At 72.1% G+C, this 15,390-nt stretch carries 15 protein-coding genes; 4 read left to right on the forward strand and 11 right to left on the reverse strand.

Annotation, left to right across the window (positions count from 1 at the left end; all coding sequences use genetic code 11):
- Positions 1 to 659: 659 nt before the first annotated feature.
- From E1266_RS26690 to E1266_RS26720, 7 genes are all read right to left on the reverse strand, one after another.
- Positions 660 to 2,027, reverse strand: a complete 1,368-nt coding sequence (locus E1266_RS26690; protein WP_132051557.1) for a PhoH family protein — start codon at positions 2,025 to 2,027, stop codon at positions 660 to 662.
- A 96-nt stretch (positions 2,028 to 2,123) separates the two neighbouring features.
- Positions 2,124 to 3,011 carry an isoprenyl transferase gene (locus tag E1266_RS26695; RefSeq protein ID WP_132051559.1) on the reverse strand — a complete coding sequence of 296 codons (888 nt, stop codon included), beginning with the start codon at positions 3,009 to 3,011 and terminating at the stop codon, positions 2,124 to 2,126.
- Positions 3,012 to 3,206: 195 nt separating this feature from the next.
- Entirely contained in the window at positions 3,207 to 3,728 is a 522-nt protein-coding gene (locus tag E1266_RS26700) for a hypothetical protein (protein WP_132051561.1), read from the reverse strand.
- Positions 3,729 to 3,825: 97 nt separating this feature from the next.
- The gene (locus tag E1266_RS26705; RefSeq protein ID WP_132051562.1) at positions 3,826 to 5,001 is read right to left on the reverse strand and encodes a C40 family peptidase; all 1,176 of its coding nucleotides are present in this window, start codon (positions 4,999 to 5,001) and stop codon (positions 3,826 to 3,828) included.
- A gap of 205 nt (positions 5,002 to 5,206) precedes the next feature.
- Positions 5,207 to 7,192, reverse strand: a complete 1,986-nt coding sequence (locus E1266_RS26710) for a thioredoxin domain-containing protein (protein ID WP_132051564.1) — start codon at positions 7,190 to 7,192, stop codon at positions 5,207 to 5,209.
- Between the two features lie 65 nt (positions 7,193 to 7,257).
- Entirely contained in the window at positions 7,258 to 8,616 is a 1,359-nt protein-coding gene (locus E1266_RS26715) for an NAD(P)/FAD-dependent oxidoreductase (protein ID WP_132051566.1), read from the reverse strand.
- Complete coding sequence (locus E1266_RS26720) at positions 8,609 to 9,577, reverse strand: ribonuclease Z (protein WP_132051568.1); 969 nt, start codon at positions 9,575 to 9,577, stop codon at positions 8,609 to 8,611. The genes E1266_RS26715 and E1266_RS26720 overlap by 8 nt, the downstream gene beginning before the upstream one ends.
- Positions 9,578 to 9,663: 86 nt before the next feature.
- Here E1266_RS26720 and E1266_RS26725 point away from each other — a divergent pair, with 86 nt between their 5' ends.
- The gene (locus E1266_RS26725; RefSeq protein WP_243718917.1) at positions 9,664 to 10,143 is read left to right on the forward strand and encodes a pyridoxamine 5'-phosphate oxidase family protein; all 480 of its coding nucleotides are present in this window, start codon (positions 9,664 to 9,666) and stop codon (positions 10,141 to 10,143) included.
- 6 nt (positions 10,144 to 10,149) lie between these two features.
- On the opposite strand, the gene E1266_RS26730 is transcribed toward E1266_RS26725, so the two are convergent.
- The 3 genes from E1266_RS26730 to mca are packed head-to-tail and all read right to left on the reverse strand — an operon-like array spanning position 10,150 to position 12,156.
- Positions 10,150 to 10,980: a hypothetical protein gene (locus E1266_RS26730; protein ID WP_132051570.1), complete on the reverse strand. Its 831-nt coding sequence runs from the start codon at positions 10,978 to 10,980 to the stop codon at positions 10,150 to 10,152.
- A 49-nt stretch (positions 10,981 to 11,029) separates the two neighbouring features.
- A complete protein-coding gene (locus E1266_RS26735; RefSeq protein WP_243718919.1) occupies positions 11,030 to 11,302 on the reverse strand; it encodes a hypothetical protein in 273 nt (90 codons plus the stop codon).
- Positions 11,293 to 12,156 carry a mycothiol conjugate amidase Mca gene (mca, locus tag E1266_RS26740; RefSeq protein ID WP_132051584.1) on the reverse strand — a complete coding sequence of 288 codons (864 nt, stop codon included), beginning with the start codon at positions 12,154 to 12,156 and terminating at the stop codon, positions 11,293 to 11,295. The genes E1266_RS26735 and mca overlap by 10 nt, the downstream gene beginning before the upstream one ends.
- A 175-nt stretch (positions 12,157 to 12,331) precedes the next feature.
- On the opposite strand from mca, the gene E1266_RS26745 reads away from it, so the two are divergent.
- Together E1266_RS26745 and greA are read left to right on the forward strand one after the other, a co-directional pair.
- Positions 12,332 to 12,715 carry a DUF4307 domain-containing protein gene (locus E1266_RS26745; protein ID WP_132051572.1) on the forward strand — a complete coding sequence of 128 codons (384 nt, stop codon included), beginning with the start codon at positions 12,332 to 12,334 and terminating at the stop codon, positions 12,713 to 12,715.
- Positions 12,716 to 12,919: 204 nt separating this feature from the next.
- Positions 12,920 to 13,420 carry a transcription elongation factor GreA gene (greA, locus tag E1266_RS26750; protein ID WP_132051574.1) on the forward strand — a complete coding sequence of 167 codons (501 nt, stop codon included), beginning with the start codon at positions 12,920 to 12,922 and terminating at the stop codon, positions 13,418 to 13,420.
- Positions 13,421 to 13,487: 67 nt separating this feature from the next.
- On the opposite strand, the gene E1266_RS26755 is transcribed toward greA, so the two are convergent.
- A complete protein-coding gene (locus tag E1266_RS26755) occupies positions 13,488 to 14,048 on the reverse strand; it encodes an Lrp/AsnC family transcriptional regulator (RefSeq protein ID WP_132051576.1) in 561 nt (186 codons plus the stop codon).
- A gap of 128 nt (positions 14,049 to 14,176) precedes the next feature.
- Here E1266_RS26755 and hppD point away from each other — a divergent pair, with 128 nt between their 5' ends.
- The gene (hppD, locus tag E1266_RS26760; RefSeq protein ID WP_207945936.1) at positions 14,177 to 15,268 is read left to right on the forward strand and encodes a 4-hydroxyphenylpyruvate dioxygenase; all 1,092 of its coding nucleotides are present in this window, start codon (positions 14,177 to 14,179) and stop codon (positions 15,266 to 15,268) included.
- Positions 15,269 to 15,390: the final 122 nt, after the last annotated feature.

The following is a 15,390-nucleotide window of genomic DNA, read 5'->3' on the forward strand; positions in this document are numbered from 1 at the left end:
GCCCTGGAGGAGCGCGGCCTCTGCGAGCGCACCCGCGACCCGCGCGACCGGCGGCGCCACTCCGTCCGGATCACCGAGGACGGGGCCGACCTGCACCGCCGCGCCCGCGCCCTCGCGGACCGGGTCGCGGAGGGGGACTCCGCGGCGGGCCACGGCTCGTGGGGGGCAAAGCTCTGTCGTTCGTCTCGCCTAGGGGACCCGGGACGGTCTCCGTACAAGGCGGTCCTTCCGACGGTCGCACGCGCATGGGCACGCGCACGAACTGCTTCCACCCCCGGTCCGGCCGTCCGCGGTCGGGCGGCTCCGGATCCGGGCCGCGCCGTGTCCGCCGCGCGTTCACTGGGGGCCGCGCCACGGCCGGCACCGCTCGGGGGTGCTTACGGGGAGCCACAATGCCGGAGGTCGAGGGAGGCTTCGCAACCGAAACGAGACAAATGCTGCGGGTGGGGCCGCTGTCAACTCGGCCGGGACGCCGCCGAAACTCCGAGGGGACCAGGGAATCTTGCCCTTCCACCCGCCTCCTGTGACCTTCCTCACAGGCTGACGTTGCGGGGTTTGTCGATCACCGTCCGTGGATACTCGCGAGCCTCGCCCGGCAACGACGGACCCCCGGTGGCCGACCGGCCACCGGGGGTCCGCGGAAACCCTTCTCAGGCGCCTCAGACGCCGACGTCGCCGAGCATGTCGGTGACCAGAGCGGCGATCGGCGACCGCTCCGACCGCGTCAGCGTCACGTGCGCGAACAGCGGGTGGCCCTTGAGCCGCTCCACCACCGCCGCGACGCCGTCGTGCCGGCCGACCCGCAGGTTGTCGCGCTGCGCCACGTCATGGGTCAGGACGACCCGCGAGCCCGTGCCGATCCGCGACAGGACGGTCAGCAGGACGCCGCGCTCCAGCGACTGCGCCTCGTCCACGATCACGAACGCGTCGTGCAGCGAGCGCCCGCGGATGTGGGTGAGCGGCAGGACCTCCAGCATGTCGCGGTCCACGACCTCGTCGATGACCTCCGGGGTCGTGACCGCCGACAGCGTGTCGTAGACGGCCTGGCCCCACGGCGACATCTTCTCGTTCTCCGTGCCCGGCAGGTAGCCGAGCTCCTGCCCGCCGACCGCGTACAGGGGGCGGAACACCACCACCTTGCGGTGCAGGCGCCGCTCCATGACGGCCTCCAGCCCCGCGCACAGGGCGAGCGCCGACTTGCCCGTGCCGGCCCGCCCGCCGAGCGAGACGATGCCGACGTCCTCGTCCATCAGCAGGTCGAGCGCGATCCGCTGCTCGGCGGACCGGCCGCGCAGCCCGAACACCTCGCGGTCGCCCCGCACCAGCTTCACGGACTTGTCCGGCTGCGTCCGGCCGAGCGCCGAGCCCTTCTCCGACAGCAGCCGCAGGCCGGTGTGGCACGGCAGATCCCGCGCCTCCTCCATGTCCGCGCTGCCCGTCTCGAACATCTCCTCCACGAGGCCCGCGGGAACCTCCAGCTCGCGCATCCCGGTCCAGCCGGACTCCACGACCGCCAGCTCCGCCCGGTACTCCTCGGCGGCCAGGCCGACGGCGGACGCCTTCACCCGCATCGGCAGGTCCTTGGAGACCAGGACGACGTCGCGTCCCTCATGGGCGAGCCACGCGGCCACCGAGAGGATCCGGGTGTCGTTGTCGCCGAGGCGGAACCCGTCCGGGAGCACGCTGGGGTCGGAGTGGTTCAGCTCGACGCGGAGCGTTCCACCCTGGTCGCCGAGCGGCCCCTCGACCGCCACGGGCTCGTCCAGCCGCCCGTACCGCAGCCGGAGGTCGTCGAGCGTGCGCAGCGCCTGCCGGGCGAAGTAGCCGAGCTCGGGGTGGTGCCGCTTCCCCTCCAGCTCGGAGATGACGACGATGGGGAGTACGACCTCGTGCTCGGCGAACCGGGTCATCGCCCCCGGGTCGGCGAGCAGGACGCTGGTGTCGAGGACGTACGTGCGCCGGTCCGGAACGTTCGTCCCGGTGGTGTTCCCGGACGTACCAGGACGGCGCGCGGAGGTTGTGGCCACTCGATCTCCCTGATCATGGGGACGTACCGGTGACGCGCAGGCGGCCTGGGGCCGGTGGTCGAAGGCAGACCGGAAGACGGATCGGAAGGCCGGCCGTCAGGTGCCGTAGCGCCGGTGCCGCGCGGCGTACGAGCGCATGGCCCGGAGGAAGTCGACCTTGCGGAAGTCCGGCCAGTGGACCTCGCAGAAGTGGAACTCCGAGTGGGCGCTCTGCCAGAGCATGAAGCCGGAGAGACGCTGCTCCCCCGAGGTGCGGATGACCAGGTCCGGATCCGGCTGGCCGCGCGTGTAGAGATGCTCCGCGATGTGCTCCACGTCGAGGGACTCGGCGAGTTCCTCGATGCTGGTGCCCCGACTCGCCTGCTCGATGAGCAGAGAGCGCACCGCATCAGCGATCTCACGCCTACCTCCATACCCAACGGCGACGTTCACAATCAGGCCGGGTACCCCGGATGTGGCCTCACCCGCATCTTTAAGGACACGGGCCGTCTTATCGGGCAGCAGGTCGAGGGCGCCGACGGGCTTGACGTGCCAGCCGTCGGCGGCGAGCTTGCGGACCGTGTTCTCGATGATCTCCAGGAGCGGCTCGAGCTCGGCGGCCGGGCGGTTCAGGTTGTCGGTGGACAGCAGCCAGAGCGTGACGACCTCGACCCCGGCCTCGGTGCTCCACTGCAGCAGCTCGGAGATCTTCGCGGCGCCGCGCTGGTGCCCGGAGTTGACGTCGGCCAGGCCCATCGTCCTGGCCCAGCGGCGGTTCCCGTCCAATATCACGCCGATGTGCCGGGGCGTGACGTCGGTGGGCAGCTCCGCCTCGACGCGGCGCTCGTACAGCCGGTAGGCGACGTCCCGGACGGCCGCGTAGGGGCCGGTGCGGCGCAGGGCGGACAGCAGTCGCCCGCCCTCGGAGGGACGGCGGCGCACGCCGTCCTTCCGCGCGCCGCGCGGCTTCTCGCCGCGCGGCTTCTCCGTACGCCGAACCCCCATATGGGCTTCCCTTCGAACGACCATTCCTGCTGGAAAGACGCTCAATTATGGCCCGAGGTTCGAACCGGTCACTTCCTCCCCCGGCGGCGCGCGGGCGCTCGGCCCGGTCGCGCGGCGGAGCTGCGGAAACGGCCGTTCACTCCGTTTCGCGGCTGGGATGGACCGACGTCCGGTGAGGGGGTCGCGGCGCGGCGGTCAGGCCCGCGGTCCGGCGGCGCGGGCGCGCTCGACGTACTGGAGCGCGGTGCGCAGCTCGGAGAGCCACTCGTCGGTGTTCTTGCCGACGAGCCGCACGCACCAGGCGAGCGCGTCGCTGCGGCTGCGGGCGACCCCGGCGTCGACGAGGGTGTCCAGGACGCGGCGCTCGGGCTGCCGGAGCCGCGTCATGACCGGCACCGACAGCGTCGTGAACATCTCCCGCTCGCCGCCGCACTCGACGCCCCACGACACCTTGTAGCCGTAGCGCTGCTCGGCCTCGCGGGCGATGGCGATGCGGCGCTCCCGGGTGTCCTCGCGGAAGCGCTGGACGTGCCCGGCGAGCACGCCGGCGCGCTCCGCCTCGGACGCCTCCGCCGCGGCCGGCGGCTCGGGCAGGCGGCCGACGACGCTGACCTCCTCGCGGTCGAGCACGACGTCGGGCGGCCCCGTGAACCACGCCTCGGGGAGCCGTCCGGAGAACCAGCCGCGCAGCTGCTCCGCCGCTTCACTCGTATGCATGTAATCAAAATTACAGCGCATGGGCGCGCTGGGCCAGCGTTTCACCGACCGACATCGGGGAGCTTGCTGAGTGCCTGAACTTCCGCGGGCGGGCGCTCTACCGGTGCAGGGAGCCGACCCGCTTGGGGCTGACCCGGACGGCGCCGCGCATGTTCCGGGTGTAGACGTTCTGGACCTGCACCACGGTGCCCCTGCGCGGGGCGGCGATCATCTTGCCCTTGCCCAGGTAGAGGGCGATGTGCGAGATGTAGCCCGGCGCGGTCGGGTCGTTCGCCCAGATCAGCATGTCGCCCGGCTCGGCCTTGCTGTAGGGGATGACCCAGCCCGTCCGCGCCTGGTCGGCGGCCACGCGCGGGAGGTGGATGCCCGCCTTGGCGAAGGCGTACTGCATGAGGCCGGAGCAGTCGTAGCCGCCCTCCGCCTCGGACTCGCCGCCCCACACGTAGGGCCAGCCGAGCCGCGTGTAGGCCGCCTGGATCACGGTCCGCACCTGCTTGGCGGTCATGACCTGCCCGTTGGCGTCGGGTATCTCGCCCGCCTGCGGGAAGTCGATCTCGGGATTGACCGCGACCGCCTTGGCGCCCTTCGGCAGCGCCTTGCGGAGCTTCTTGATGAACGTCTTCGGCTCGGTCTTCGGGACGCTGATCAGCATCGCGTTGCCGGTGGGCATGCCGAGCGCCCGCGCCGCGTCCCGGGAGATCACCGCGTCGACGTCGCCGATGCCCATCGTCGCGTAGGCGCCGACGCGCAGCCGCGTCTGCTCCCGCTTGCCGCCGACGGGGATCCGGCTGCCGAGCTCGACGCCGCCGTCGTTGCCCATCGTGAACGAGATCGCGACATCGCCGGACGCCACGTTGCGCCACAGCGCGTCCGACTTGGCGGTGGGCTTCGGCGTGTAGTTGCGGAAGGTGGACGGTTCGACGCCCATCAGCCCGACCTGCTTGCCGGCGACCATGCCCTGGACGGCGTCCACGACCTCGACGCCCTTCACGCCCTTGGCGCCGCGGACCTTCTCCACCAGGCCGGCGGGCAGCGTGGACGGCGCGGCGACCAGGACGTGCGGGGTGAGCCGCTTGCCGAGGGGCGCCACCGCGGACGGCGACACGCTCATGCTCCCCGACGCGGCCACGTAGCGGGCCCGCTGCTCACCGCGCGCGGAGTCCGCCGGGGCGTCGCCGCCGCGGACCACGAGCACCGTGATGTTGGCCGCCAATGTCGTGACGACGGAGACGCCGATGATCGTCGGTAGTACCCGGCGGTTCGGCTTCCCCACTGCCACACTCCCTCGACGGTCGCCCCGCGAACAGACCCGGCCGAGAAACGACTATGACTCAGATGGCGGGTCACCGTCCAGATACCCGGCGGGTCCCCTGCCACCCCCGGCCGCATCGCCCCGGTGGGTCAGCTTCACCCCAGCTACTCAGTGGTAACACCAAGCGGCGGCGAGATCAACGTCACAGTGCCACAAAAGTAGACTTTCAGTCCAATTGACTGCGCAGTTCGCGGGCCAGATCGGCCGTGGACGTCACCGGCCGCCGGCATACGAACCCCTGGCACACGTACGCCGCGGGGACCCCGTCCACGAGCCCGCGCCCCTCCAGCAGCGGCACGCCCGCCGCGTCCGGCGGGCCCACGCTCACCACGGCGCCCGGAGCCGCCGACATCAGCGCCGTCCGGTGCAGCGACCGGGTGCGCTCGTCGTCCGGAGCGCCGATCACCGCGATCTCCACCGGGCCCGTCGCCCGCGCCTCCGCCACGGCAAGCCCCCAGCCCGCGAACCGCGCGTGCTTGTCCGCGAGCGCCGCCGCCGGGCCGAGCGCCTCCCCGGCGGCCTGCCTGTGCCGGTCCGACGCGGTCAGCGCGGCGAACGACAGCAGCGCCCCGGCCGCCGCGAACTGCCCGGAGGGCGTCGCGTTGTCGGTCGGGTCCTGCGGCCGCCGGAAGAGCCGCTCCGCGTCGTCGGCGGTGTCATAGAAGCCGCCGTCCCCGTCCCCGAAGCGGTCGAGGACGGTGTTCAGCAGCTCGCCCGCCACCCGCATGTGGGCCGGGTCGCCGGTGACGCCGTGCAGGGCCAGCAGTCCCTCGGCCACATCGGCGTAGTCCTCCAGGACGCCGGCGTTCGCGCCCGCCGTCCCGTCCTTGGACGTCCGCGCGAGCCGCCCGTCGGTCAGATGCACGCCGATGAGGAGCCGCGCCACCTCCTCGGCCGCCCGGACGAGGTCAGGCCGGCCGAACAGCGCACCGCACTCGGCGAGGGCGGCGATCGCGAGCCCGTTCCAGGCCGCGACGACCTTGTCGTCCCGCGCCGGGGGGATCCTGTGCGCGCGCGCCGACAGCAGCGCCGTCCGCACCCGCTCGTACCGCTCGGCGTCGTCGGGGTCGCGCAGGAGCTGCAGCACGGACGACCCGTGCTCGAACGTCCCCGTCACCTCGAACAGGCCCTCGGCGAACGCCGCGTCGTCGTCGCCGAGCACCTCGCGCAGCTGCTCCGGCGTCCACACGTAGTACTTGCCCTCGACGCCTTCGCTGTCGGCGTCCAGCGCGGACGCGAGACCGCCCTCGTTCGTCCGCAGGTCGCGGAGCATCCAGTCGCACGTCTCCAGCGCGACGCGCCGCGCGAACGGCGAACCGGTCGTCCGCCACCAGTGCGCGTACACCCGCGCGAGGAGGGCGTTGTCGTAGAGCATCTTCTCGAAGTGCGGGACGACCCACTCCGCGTCCACCGAGTACCGCGCGAACCCGCCGCCGAGCTGGTCGTAGATGCCGCCCCGGGCCATCGCCTCCATGGTGTGGCCCGCCATCGCGAGCGCCTGCTCGTCCCCCGTCCGCGCGTGGTGCCGCAGCAGGAACTCCAGCACCATCGACGGCGGGAACTTGGGCGCGCCCCCGAACCCGCCGCGCGCCGCGTCGTAGGAACCGGCGAGCACCTTCACCGCGTGCGCGAGCGTCTCCTCGCCGGGCGCCCGCGCCCCCGCGAGCCCCGGCCCCCGCGACGCCAGCGCCGCGACGACCTGCTGCCCCTGCTCGACCACGACGTCGCGCTGCTCGGTCCACGCCTTGTGGACGGCCTGCAGCAGCGCCCGGAACTGGGCGCGCGGGAAGTACGTCCCGCAGTAGAACGGATGGCCCTCCGGGGTCATGAACACCGTCATCGGCCACCCGCCCTGGCCCGTCATGGCCTGGGTCGCCTCCATGTACACGGCGTCGATGTCCGGCCGTTCCTCCCGGTCCACCTTGACGTTCACGAACAACTCGTTCATGACCCGCGCCACGTCGCCGTCCTCAAACGACTCGTGCGCCATCACATGACACCAGTGGCAAGCGGCATACCCGACGGAAAGGAGGACTGGGACATCTCTCCGGCGCGCCTCGGCGAACGCCTCGTCAGACCACTCCCACCAGTCCACCGGGTTGCCGGCGTGCTGCAGCAGATACGGGCTTGTCGCGTCCTTGAGCCGGTTCATGCCTTCGATCCTGCCCGATCCGGCCGTCGGCTCACTCCCGCCCGGAGGTCCGGGTCCCCGCCGCGTCAGGGGGCGAGGGCGTGGAGGGCGGGTTCCAGGGCGCGGTGGAAGGTGGGGTAGGCGTAGATCATTTCGCGGAGGGTGGCGGTGGGGGTCTCGGCGTGGACGGCCACGGCCAGGGCGCCGAGGATCTCGCCGCCCGCCGGGCCCACGGCGGTGGCGCCGACCAGGGTGCCCCACTCCGTGTGCTCGACGAGCTTGATGAAGCCGTCGTTGCCGACCTTCTGGATGAAGCCCCGGGTCGAGTCGGGAAGCCGGGAGGTGCCGGTGCGGACGGGCAGGTTCTGGTCGCGGGCCTGGGCCTCGGTGAGGCCGACGGACGCGATCTCGGGGTCGGTGAAGGTGACGCGGGGAACGGCCCGGTAGTTGGCGGGCGAGCCTTCCTCTCCGAGGATGTCCCGGACGGCGATGGCCGCCTGGTACATGGAGACGTGGGTGAACTGGCCCATGCCGGTGATGTCGCCGACCGCCCAGACGCCCTCGGCGGCGCGCAGGTGGCCGTCGACCTGGATCTGGCGGGCGTCCTCGTCCAGGCCGACGTTCGCCAGGCCGAGGCCCTTGAGGTTGGGGCGGCGGCCGGCCGCCACCAGGAGGCGCTCGGCGGACAGGGTCTCGCCGTCGAGGTCCATGGTGAACTCGCCGTTCTCGTGCTTGACGGCCGTGACCCGCACGCCGGTGCGGACGCCGATGCCCTCGCGCTCGAAGACCTCGCGGAGGAGTTCGCTTGACTCGGGCTCCTCGTTGACCAGGAGGCGGTCGGCGGCCTCGACCACGGTGACGCGGCAGTCGAAGCGGGAGAACACCTGCGCCATCTCGACGCCCACGACGCCGCCGCCGAGGACGATGAGCGACTCGGGCGCCCGCGTGGCCCGCACGGCTTCGCGGTTCGTCCAGTACGGGGTGCCGTCGAGACCGTCGATGGGCGGGGCGGTGGGGCTCGTGCCGGTGTTGAGGACGATCCCGCGCCGGGCGCGGAAGACACGGCCGTTCACCGTGACCTCGCCGGGGCCGGTGATGCGGCCCTCGCCGCGGACGAGCTCCGCGCCCTTGCCGGTGAGGCGGTCGGCGGCGACCTTGTCGTCCCACGAGTCGGTCGCCTCGTCGCGGATCCGGGCCGCGACCGGCGCCCAGTCCGGGCGGATCGAGGCGTCCCCCGCCATCCCCGGGACGCGGCCGCCCTCGGCGAGGAGCCCGGCGGCCCGCACCATCATCTTCGTCGGGACGCAGGCGTAGTACGGGCATTCCCCGCCGACCAGCCGCGACTCCACGGCGGCGACGGACAGGCCCGCCTCGGCGAGCCTCCCCGCCGCGTCCTCTCCACCCGGGCCAAGACCGATAACCACGACATCGACTTCGTCAGCCATGCACTGACTCCTGCCCACGTTCGCGGCCGGTTAGGCGGCGCGGCGGCAGCGGGATCCGATCGAGATCATGGACGAGGGTGATCTCGCCGCCGAACACGGCGGACGCCTCGTCCAGGAACCGGTGCTCGTCCTCCACCCGGTACCGCTCGGAGAAGTGCGTGAGCACCAGGTGCCGGACTCCGGCCTCCGCGGCGACGGCCGCCGCCTGGGCCGAGGTGAGGTGGCCGTACTCGGTGGCGAGGGCGGCGTCCTCGTGCAGGAAGGTGGACTCGATGACGAGCATGTCCACCCCGTCCGCCAGTTCCCGCACGCCGTCGCAGAGCCGGGTGTCCATGACGAACGCGACCTTCTGCCCGGGACGGGCGACGCTGCACTCCTCCAGCGTGACCGTCCGGCCGTCGGGAGCGGTGACCCGGCCCTCCTCCTGGAGCCGGCGGACCAGCGGGCCGCGCACGCCCCGCGCGGCGAGTTCGGCGGGCAGCATCGTCCGGCCGCCGGGCTCCTCCAGCCGGTACCCGTAGGCCTCGACGGGGTGGGAGAGCCTGCGTGCGACGAGGGTGAACGGGGCGTCGCCGGTGTCGAGCGTCATCCGCTCCCCCGAGACCGGCCGCTCGCGGATGACGCCGGTGTCGCGGAAGACGGCCGCGTGCCGCAGCCGCCGCCAGTACTCGTGGCCGCTCGCGGGGAACGCCGCGTCGACCGGGTGCTCGACGCCGTCGCGGGCGATGCGCTGGACGACGCCGGGCACGCCGAGGCAGTGGTCGCCGTGGAAGTGGGTCACGCAGATCCAGGTGACGTCGTGCGCCGCGACTCCGGCGCGGGTCATCTGCCGCTGCGTCCCCTCACCCGGGTCGAAGAGCACGCCGTGGCCGTCCCAGCGCAGCAGGTAGCCGTTGTGGTTGCGGGCCTTGGTGGGCACGGCGCTGGCGGAACCGAGGACGATCAGATCGCGAACCGACATGGACCCATGGTGCCGGGTGCGATGGCCCGAAAGCTCCTGGTTATCCTGTGCCGGGTCTGCGGCGAGCAAGCGTTAGGGAGGCACCCTTGGCCGGGAGCAGCAAGCGCGAGAAGATCAAGATGACGCCGGACGAGGTGGCGTCCTACCTCGCCGACAACTACAAGGTCCAGGTCGCCACGGTGGGCAAGGACGGCGCGCCGCACCTGGTGACGATGTTCTACGCGCTGTTCGACGGCAAGATCGCCTTCACCACGTACAAGGCGTCGCAGAAGGTGCTGAACCTGCGCCGCAACCCCACGATGACGTGCCTGGTCGAGGACGGCGTGGAGTACAACGAGCTGCGCGGCGTCGCCCTCTACGGCCGCGGCCTCGTCATCGAGGACCCCGAGCCCAGAAGCAAGGTCGGCATGGTCGTCGGCTCCCGGATGGCGGGGCTGCCCGTCCCGGAGATGGGCGCCCCCATCGATCCCGTCATCGCCGAGGGCATCGAGCAGGCGATCGCCAAGCGCGTCCTCATCGTCATGGAGCCCGACCGCGTGGTCAGCTGGGACCACCGCAAGGCGTGATCCCGCTCAGCGGGCGGCGCGGCGTTCCGCCAGCTCTGCGGCCTTCGGGCTGAGCACGGACTCGTAGAGTTCCGCCGCCCGGTCCAGGGCGGCGGTCTCGGCCGCCTTGTCGCCGCGGTCGCGGGCGGCCGCGGCGAGGCGGACGAAGATGTCGGCCTGGCGCTCGACGGCGCTCTCCCCGCGGTGGATTTCCAGGGCCTGGCCGAAGAAGTTGGTCGCCGCGACGGGGCGGCCCGCCCGCAGGTACGCCTCGCCGAGGTCCTCCAGGGCGCCGGCGCGGGCCGCCTGGTCCGGGACGGGCAGGGCGGCGAACTCGTCGGGGAGCGGGCCGAGCAGCTCGATCGCGCGGCCGGCGTCGCCCGCGCGGATCAGCGCGCGGGCGAGGTCGTGCCGGAGGAGCAGGATCTCGTGGCGGTCGCCGTCGCGTTCGGCGCGACGCAGCTTCTCCTCCAGGACGCCGGCGGCCTCCGTCCAGCGCTCCCGCTCCAGCAGCGCCGTGCCCGCGCCTTCGAGCTCTCCCCCGCCCGCGGCGAGATGGTGGTCCAGGACGCGGCGGAGCGCGGTTTCCCGGTCGGCTTCGGCGTCCTCGAGGTGGGCGCGCTCACGCGCGAACGCGCGGACCGGGTCGGGAAGGCGGAAGCGGCCGCCGGTCTCGGTGACGAGGCCGCGCGCGGCGAGGACGTCCAGCAGCTCGCGGGCGCGCGACTCGGGGACGTCGGCCAGCGCCGCGGCCGCGCCGGGGCCGACGCCGCCGCCCGGATGCAGGCCGAGCAGCCGGAGCAGCCGGGCCGCCGCCGGGGCGAGCTCCCCGTAGGAGTCCTCGATGTTCGCGCGCACGACGGGGGTCCTCCCCGGACTCGGCCGAATCCAACCGAGCCGGGGCGTGTCAGGCGCCGTCGGCCGGGGGCGCCTTGGGATCGGGCGTTCCGGCCTTGGCCGCCTTCTCCGCCTCGGCGCGCTCCCACTCCTGCTGGATCAGCTCGGCTTCGCGCGGCGCCTGGATCTTCCTCATGTGCTTGTTCATCGAGCGGATGAGGAAGACCAGCGCGGCGCCCAGGGCCGCGACGACGGCGAACCCGAGGAAGCCCGGGGTGACGGTGTCGTCGTTCAAGGGGAACGCGCCGATCTGCACCGCGGTGAGGGAAAGCACTACAGACACACCTTCTCCCGGACGCCGGCGAACAGGTCGTCCTCCGGCAACTCGGTGTCGATGAGAGACCTGGCCAAATGGTAGTCCTCGGTCGGCCATGCCTCGCGCTGGAGGTCGAGCGGGACCACGAACCAGAAGCCGTTGGGGTCGATCTGGGTGGCGTGGGCGAGCAGGGCGCGGTCCCTGGTCTCGAAGTGGTCGGCGCAGGGGACGCGAGTGGTCACGTCCCACTTGGCGCGCCGCTCGCTCTCCTCGTCGAAGCGCTTGATCCAGTCGTTGTAGGGCGACTCCAGGCCGGCCTTCTCCATCGCGTTGTGGAGGGCGAGGATGCGCTCCTTGCTGAAGGTCATGTGGTAGTAGAGCTTGAGCGGCTGCCAGGGGTCGCCGGTACCCGGGTAGCGCTCGGGGTCGCCCGCCGCCTCGAACGCCTCCACCGACACCTCGTGGCACTTCACGTGGTCGGGGTGGGGGTAGCCGCCCCGCTCGTCGTAGGTGAGCATGACGTGCGGCCGGAACTCGCGGACGGCGCGCACCAGCGGTTCGCTGGCGGTCTCCAGCGGCTCCAGGGCGAAGCAGCCCTCGGGGAGCGGCGGCGGCGGGTCGCCCTCGGGGAAGCCGGAGTCGACGAAGCCGAGCCAGCTCTGCCGGACGCCGAGGATCTCGCGCGCCCGCGCCATCTCCTCCTCGCGCACCTTCCCGATGTCGGCCTTGACCTCGGGACGGTCCATCGCCGGGTTCAGGATGTCGCCGCGCTCGCCGCCGGTGCAGGTGACGACGAGGACCTCGACGCCTTCCGCCACGTACCTGGCCATCGTGGCCGCGCCCTTGCTGGACTCGTCGTCGGGGTGGGCGTGCACCGCCATGAGGCGCAGCGGCTCGCCGCCGCCGCAGGGTCGCTCGAGCGCCGCATCGTCGATGACCTCGGACACCTGGGTTCTCCCTAATCGCACCTTCGAGCGCCCCCGGTTCGAGGCACGCGCCCTGACAGACGAGAATTGTCCCTGACAACGTCCGCACACCGCACGGAGATTCCCCGCCATGACGACGAGCGTGTCGAAGCCGACGGTGCCCGCCGAGCCCCGGAAGGGGCGGCTCGGGCTGGTGGTCATCGGCGCCTTCGTCGCCCTGGCCGCGGGCGGCTTCGGGGTCATCTCCATGTACGCCGGTCAGACGCCCGGCATCGTGGCGCAGACCGTCACCTACGACATCACCGACACCTCGGTGGAGATCAACTACACGGTGGCCAAGGGCGAGGGCGACGTGGTGCGCTGCACCGTCGACGCCTTCGACAGGGAATTCGCCGTCCTCGCGGAGAAAGAGGTCGTCATACCAGCGGGGACGTCCAGCGTGAAGGGGACGGAGACGCTGCCGACGCCGCGCCGTGCGACCGGGGCGCGGATCCATGGATGCCGCACCGCCTGACCTCCCGGTACGGCCCCGCGCGACGGCCGCCACCCGGGGTGAAGGACGAAATACGATTGGCGGATTGCAGACGCCGAGTTCAGGGAACCTTTAACCGCACACACCGGATAGGCTAGAGGTTTCACCCGGCCGCCACTTCATGTCGATGTGACGTCGGTCCGCCACGGGCGGACGAGGATCACAACATGTGGATGAGGAGTACCCGTGACCGAGACCCGCGCTGACAACGTCACCTGGCTGACCCAGGAGGCGTACGACCGGCTCAAGGCTGAGCTGGAGCACCTGTCGGGCCCGGGCCGCATCGAGATCGCTCAGAAGATCGAGGCGGCGCGGGAGGAAGGGGACCTGCGCGAGAACGGCGGCTACCACGCGGCCAAGGAGGAACAGGGCAAGATCGAGGGCCGCATCCTCCAGCTCCAGGGCATCCTGGAGAACGCGCGCGTCGGTGAAGCGCCGCGTACCGAGGGCGTGGTCGGTCCCGGTATGACCGTCACGGTGTCCTTCGAGGGCGACGACGAAGAGGTCACGTTCCTGCTCGCGTCCCGCGAGGAGGTCGGCGCCCCCATCGACGTCTACTCGCCCAACTCGCCGCTCGGCGCGGCCATCAACGGCAAGAAGGTCGGCGACAAGGCCACCTACTCGCTGCCGAACGGCCGCAGCATGACGGTCGAGATCCTCGACGCCACCCCCTACGGGGCCGGCTAGCCCCGTTCGTCCGCGGAGGACGGCGCAGTTCCGCGGAACGGGGTGCTGCCGGGTATCCCGCTTCCGATCAGCCCGGGGGTCGTTCCCCGGGCTTCGCTCCATCTGCGCCGCCCTCCCCCGGCCGCGTCCCGCCCGCGCGTCCCGCCCGGCGGGCCGTGGCGCGGACCAGCGGCAGGGTGCGGTAGGCGACCTGGGTGGCCAGCGAGATCACCGAGGACGCGCGCTCCACGCCCGCCACGTCCACGAGCACGTCGATGACGCGCTGCAGGTCGGTGTTGCTCCGCGCGACGACGCGGCAGAGCATGTCCCCGGGGCCGGTGATGGTGTGGGCCTCGATGACCTCCGGCACCTGCGCGAGCCGCTTGGCGACGGGGTCGTGCCCGCTCTGCCCCCGCCCCCCGCTCTGCCGCAGCTGCAGCGTCACGAACGCCGTCACCCCGTAGCCGAGCGCCGCGGGGTCGATCTCCGGGCCGTAGCCCGCGATCACGCCGTCGCGGCTCAGCCGGTCGAGCCGCGCCTGGACGGTGCCGCGCGCCACCCCGAGCCGCCGGGACGCCTCCAGGACGCCGACGCGGGGTTCGGCGGTGAACAGCTCGATCAGCCGGCCGTCCAGTTCGTCGATCGGCATGGCACCCTCCACGACTCATGGTCACCATGTACAGAGCGACGAGCCTGTCGCGCCTTCGACTGTACAGATTGTCCAGTACTTAAGGACACTCTTGCGCACCTTGTAGGCGCATGTCGAAATTGGGCAGCATGGATGAGTTTCCGGTCAAGGGCATGGACGCCGTCGTCTTCGCCGTCGGCAACGCCAAGCAGGCGGCGCACTACTACTCCACCGCGTTCGGCATGCGCAGGGTCGCCTACCGCGGCCCGGAGAACGGCAGCCCCGACGAAGCGGTGCACGTGCTGGAGTCGGGCGGCGCACGGTTCGTGTTCCGCGGCCCGGTGCGCGCGGGCACCGGGCTCGGCCGGCACATCGCCGAGCACGGCGACGGCGTCGTCGACCTCGCGATCGAGGTCCCGGACGTCGAGGCCGCCTACCGGCACGCGCTCGCGAACGGCGCGACGGGCGTGCACGAGCCGCACGTCACGGAGGACGAGTACGGCAAGGTGACGATCGCCGCGATCGCCACCTACGGCGAGACCCGCCACTCGCTCGTCGACCGCTCGAACTACACCGGCCCCTACCTGCCGGGGTTCGCGCCCGCGGACCCGATCGTCGAGCCGCCGGAGAAGCGGTACTTCCAGGCGATCGACCACTGCGTCGGCAACGTCGAGCGCATGGAGGAGTGGGCCGACTTCTACCACCGGGTCATGGGCTTCACCGACATGGCCGAGTTCATCGGGGACGACATCGCCACCGAGTACTCCGCGCTGATGTCCAAGGTCGTCGCGGACGGCAGCCGCAAGGTCAAGTTCCCGCTGAACGAGCCGGCGGAGGGCAGGCGCAAGTCGCAGATCGACGAGTACCTGGAGTTCTACGGCGGGCCGGGGGTCCAGCACATCGCGCTCGCCACCAACGACATCCTCGCGACCGTCGACCGGATGCGCGCCGCCGGCGTGGAGTTCCTGGAGAGCCCCGACTCGTACTACGAGGACCCGGAGCTGCGCGCGCGCATCGGCGAGGTGCGGGTCCCGATCGAGGAGCTGCAGAAGCGCCGGATCCTCGTCGACCGGGACGAGGACGGCTACCTGCTGCAGATCTTCACCAAGCCCGTCCAGGACCGCCCGACGGTGTTCTTCGAGATGATCGAGCGGCACGGCTCGCTCGGCTTCGGCAAGGGCAACTTCAAGGCGCTGTTCGAGGCGATCGAGCGGGAGCAGGAGCTCCGCGGCAACCTGTGACGCCCCGCGGCCTCCGCGAGCCCGGATCCCGGGCCTGGATCATGCCGGGCCCGGGGGCCCGGTGACCGATCGTCCGGTTGGCGGCACACTTGTCCCCCATGAGCGAACCCCCTCCCGCTGTC

Source organism: Actinomadura sp. 7K534 (genome assembly GCF_004348575.1).
In the GTDB taxonomy this organism is placed as follows: Bacteria; Actinomycetota; Actinomycetes; order Streptosporangiales; family Streptosporangiaceae; genus Spirillospora; species Spirillospora livida.

Coding starts and splice junctions, on each gene's coding strand:
- E1266_RS26715 (WP_132051566.1), bottom strand. CDS start 8,616: ATGGCTGACGAAGTCGATGTCGTGGTTATCGGTCTTGGCCCGGGTGGA.
- E1266_RS26695 (WP_132051559.1), bottom strand. CDS start 3,011: ATGGGGGTTCGGCGTACGGAGAAGCCGCGCGGCGAGAAGCCGCGCGGC.
- E1266_RS26710 (WP_132051564.1), bottom strand. CDS start 7,192: ATGAACCGGCTCAAGGACGCGACAAGCCCGTATCTGCTGCAGCACGCC.
- E1266_RS26755 (WP_132051576.1), bottom strand. CDS start 14,048: ATGCCGATCGACGAACTGGACGGCCGGCTGATCGAGCTGTTCACCGCC.
- E1266_RS26720 (WP_132051568.1), bottom strand. CDS start 9,577: ATGTCGGTTCGCGATCTGATCGTCCTCGGTTCCGCCAGCGCCGTGCCC.
- E1266_RS26745 (WP_132051572.1), top strand. CDS start 12,332: ATGACGACGAGCGTGTCGAAGCCGACGGTGCCCGCCGAGCCCCGGAAG.
- hppD (WP_207945936.1), top strand. CDS start 14,177: ATGGATGAGTTTCCGGTCAAGGGCATGGACGCCGTCGTCTTCGCCGTC.
- E1266_RS26700 (WP_132051561.1), bottom strand. CDS start 3,728: ATGCATACGAGTGAAGCGGCGGAGCAGCTGCGCGGCTGGTTCTCCGGA.
- mca (WP_132051584.1), bottom strand. CDS start 12,156: ATGGCGGTGCACGCCCACCCCGACGACGAGTCCAGCAAGGGCGCGGCC.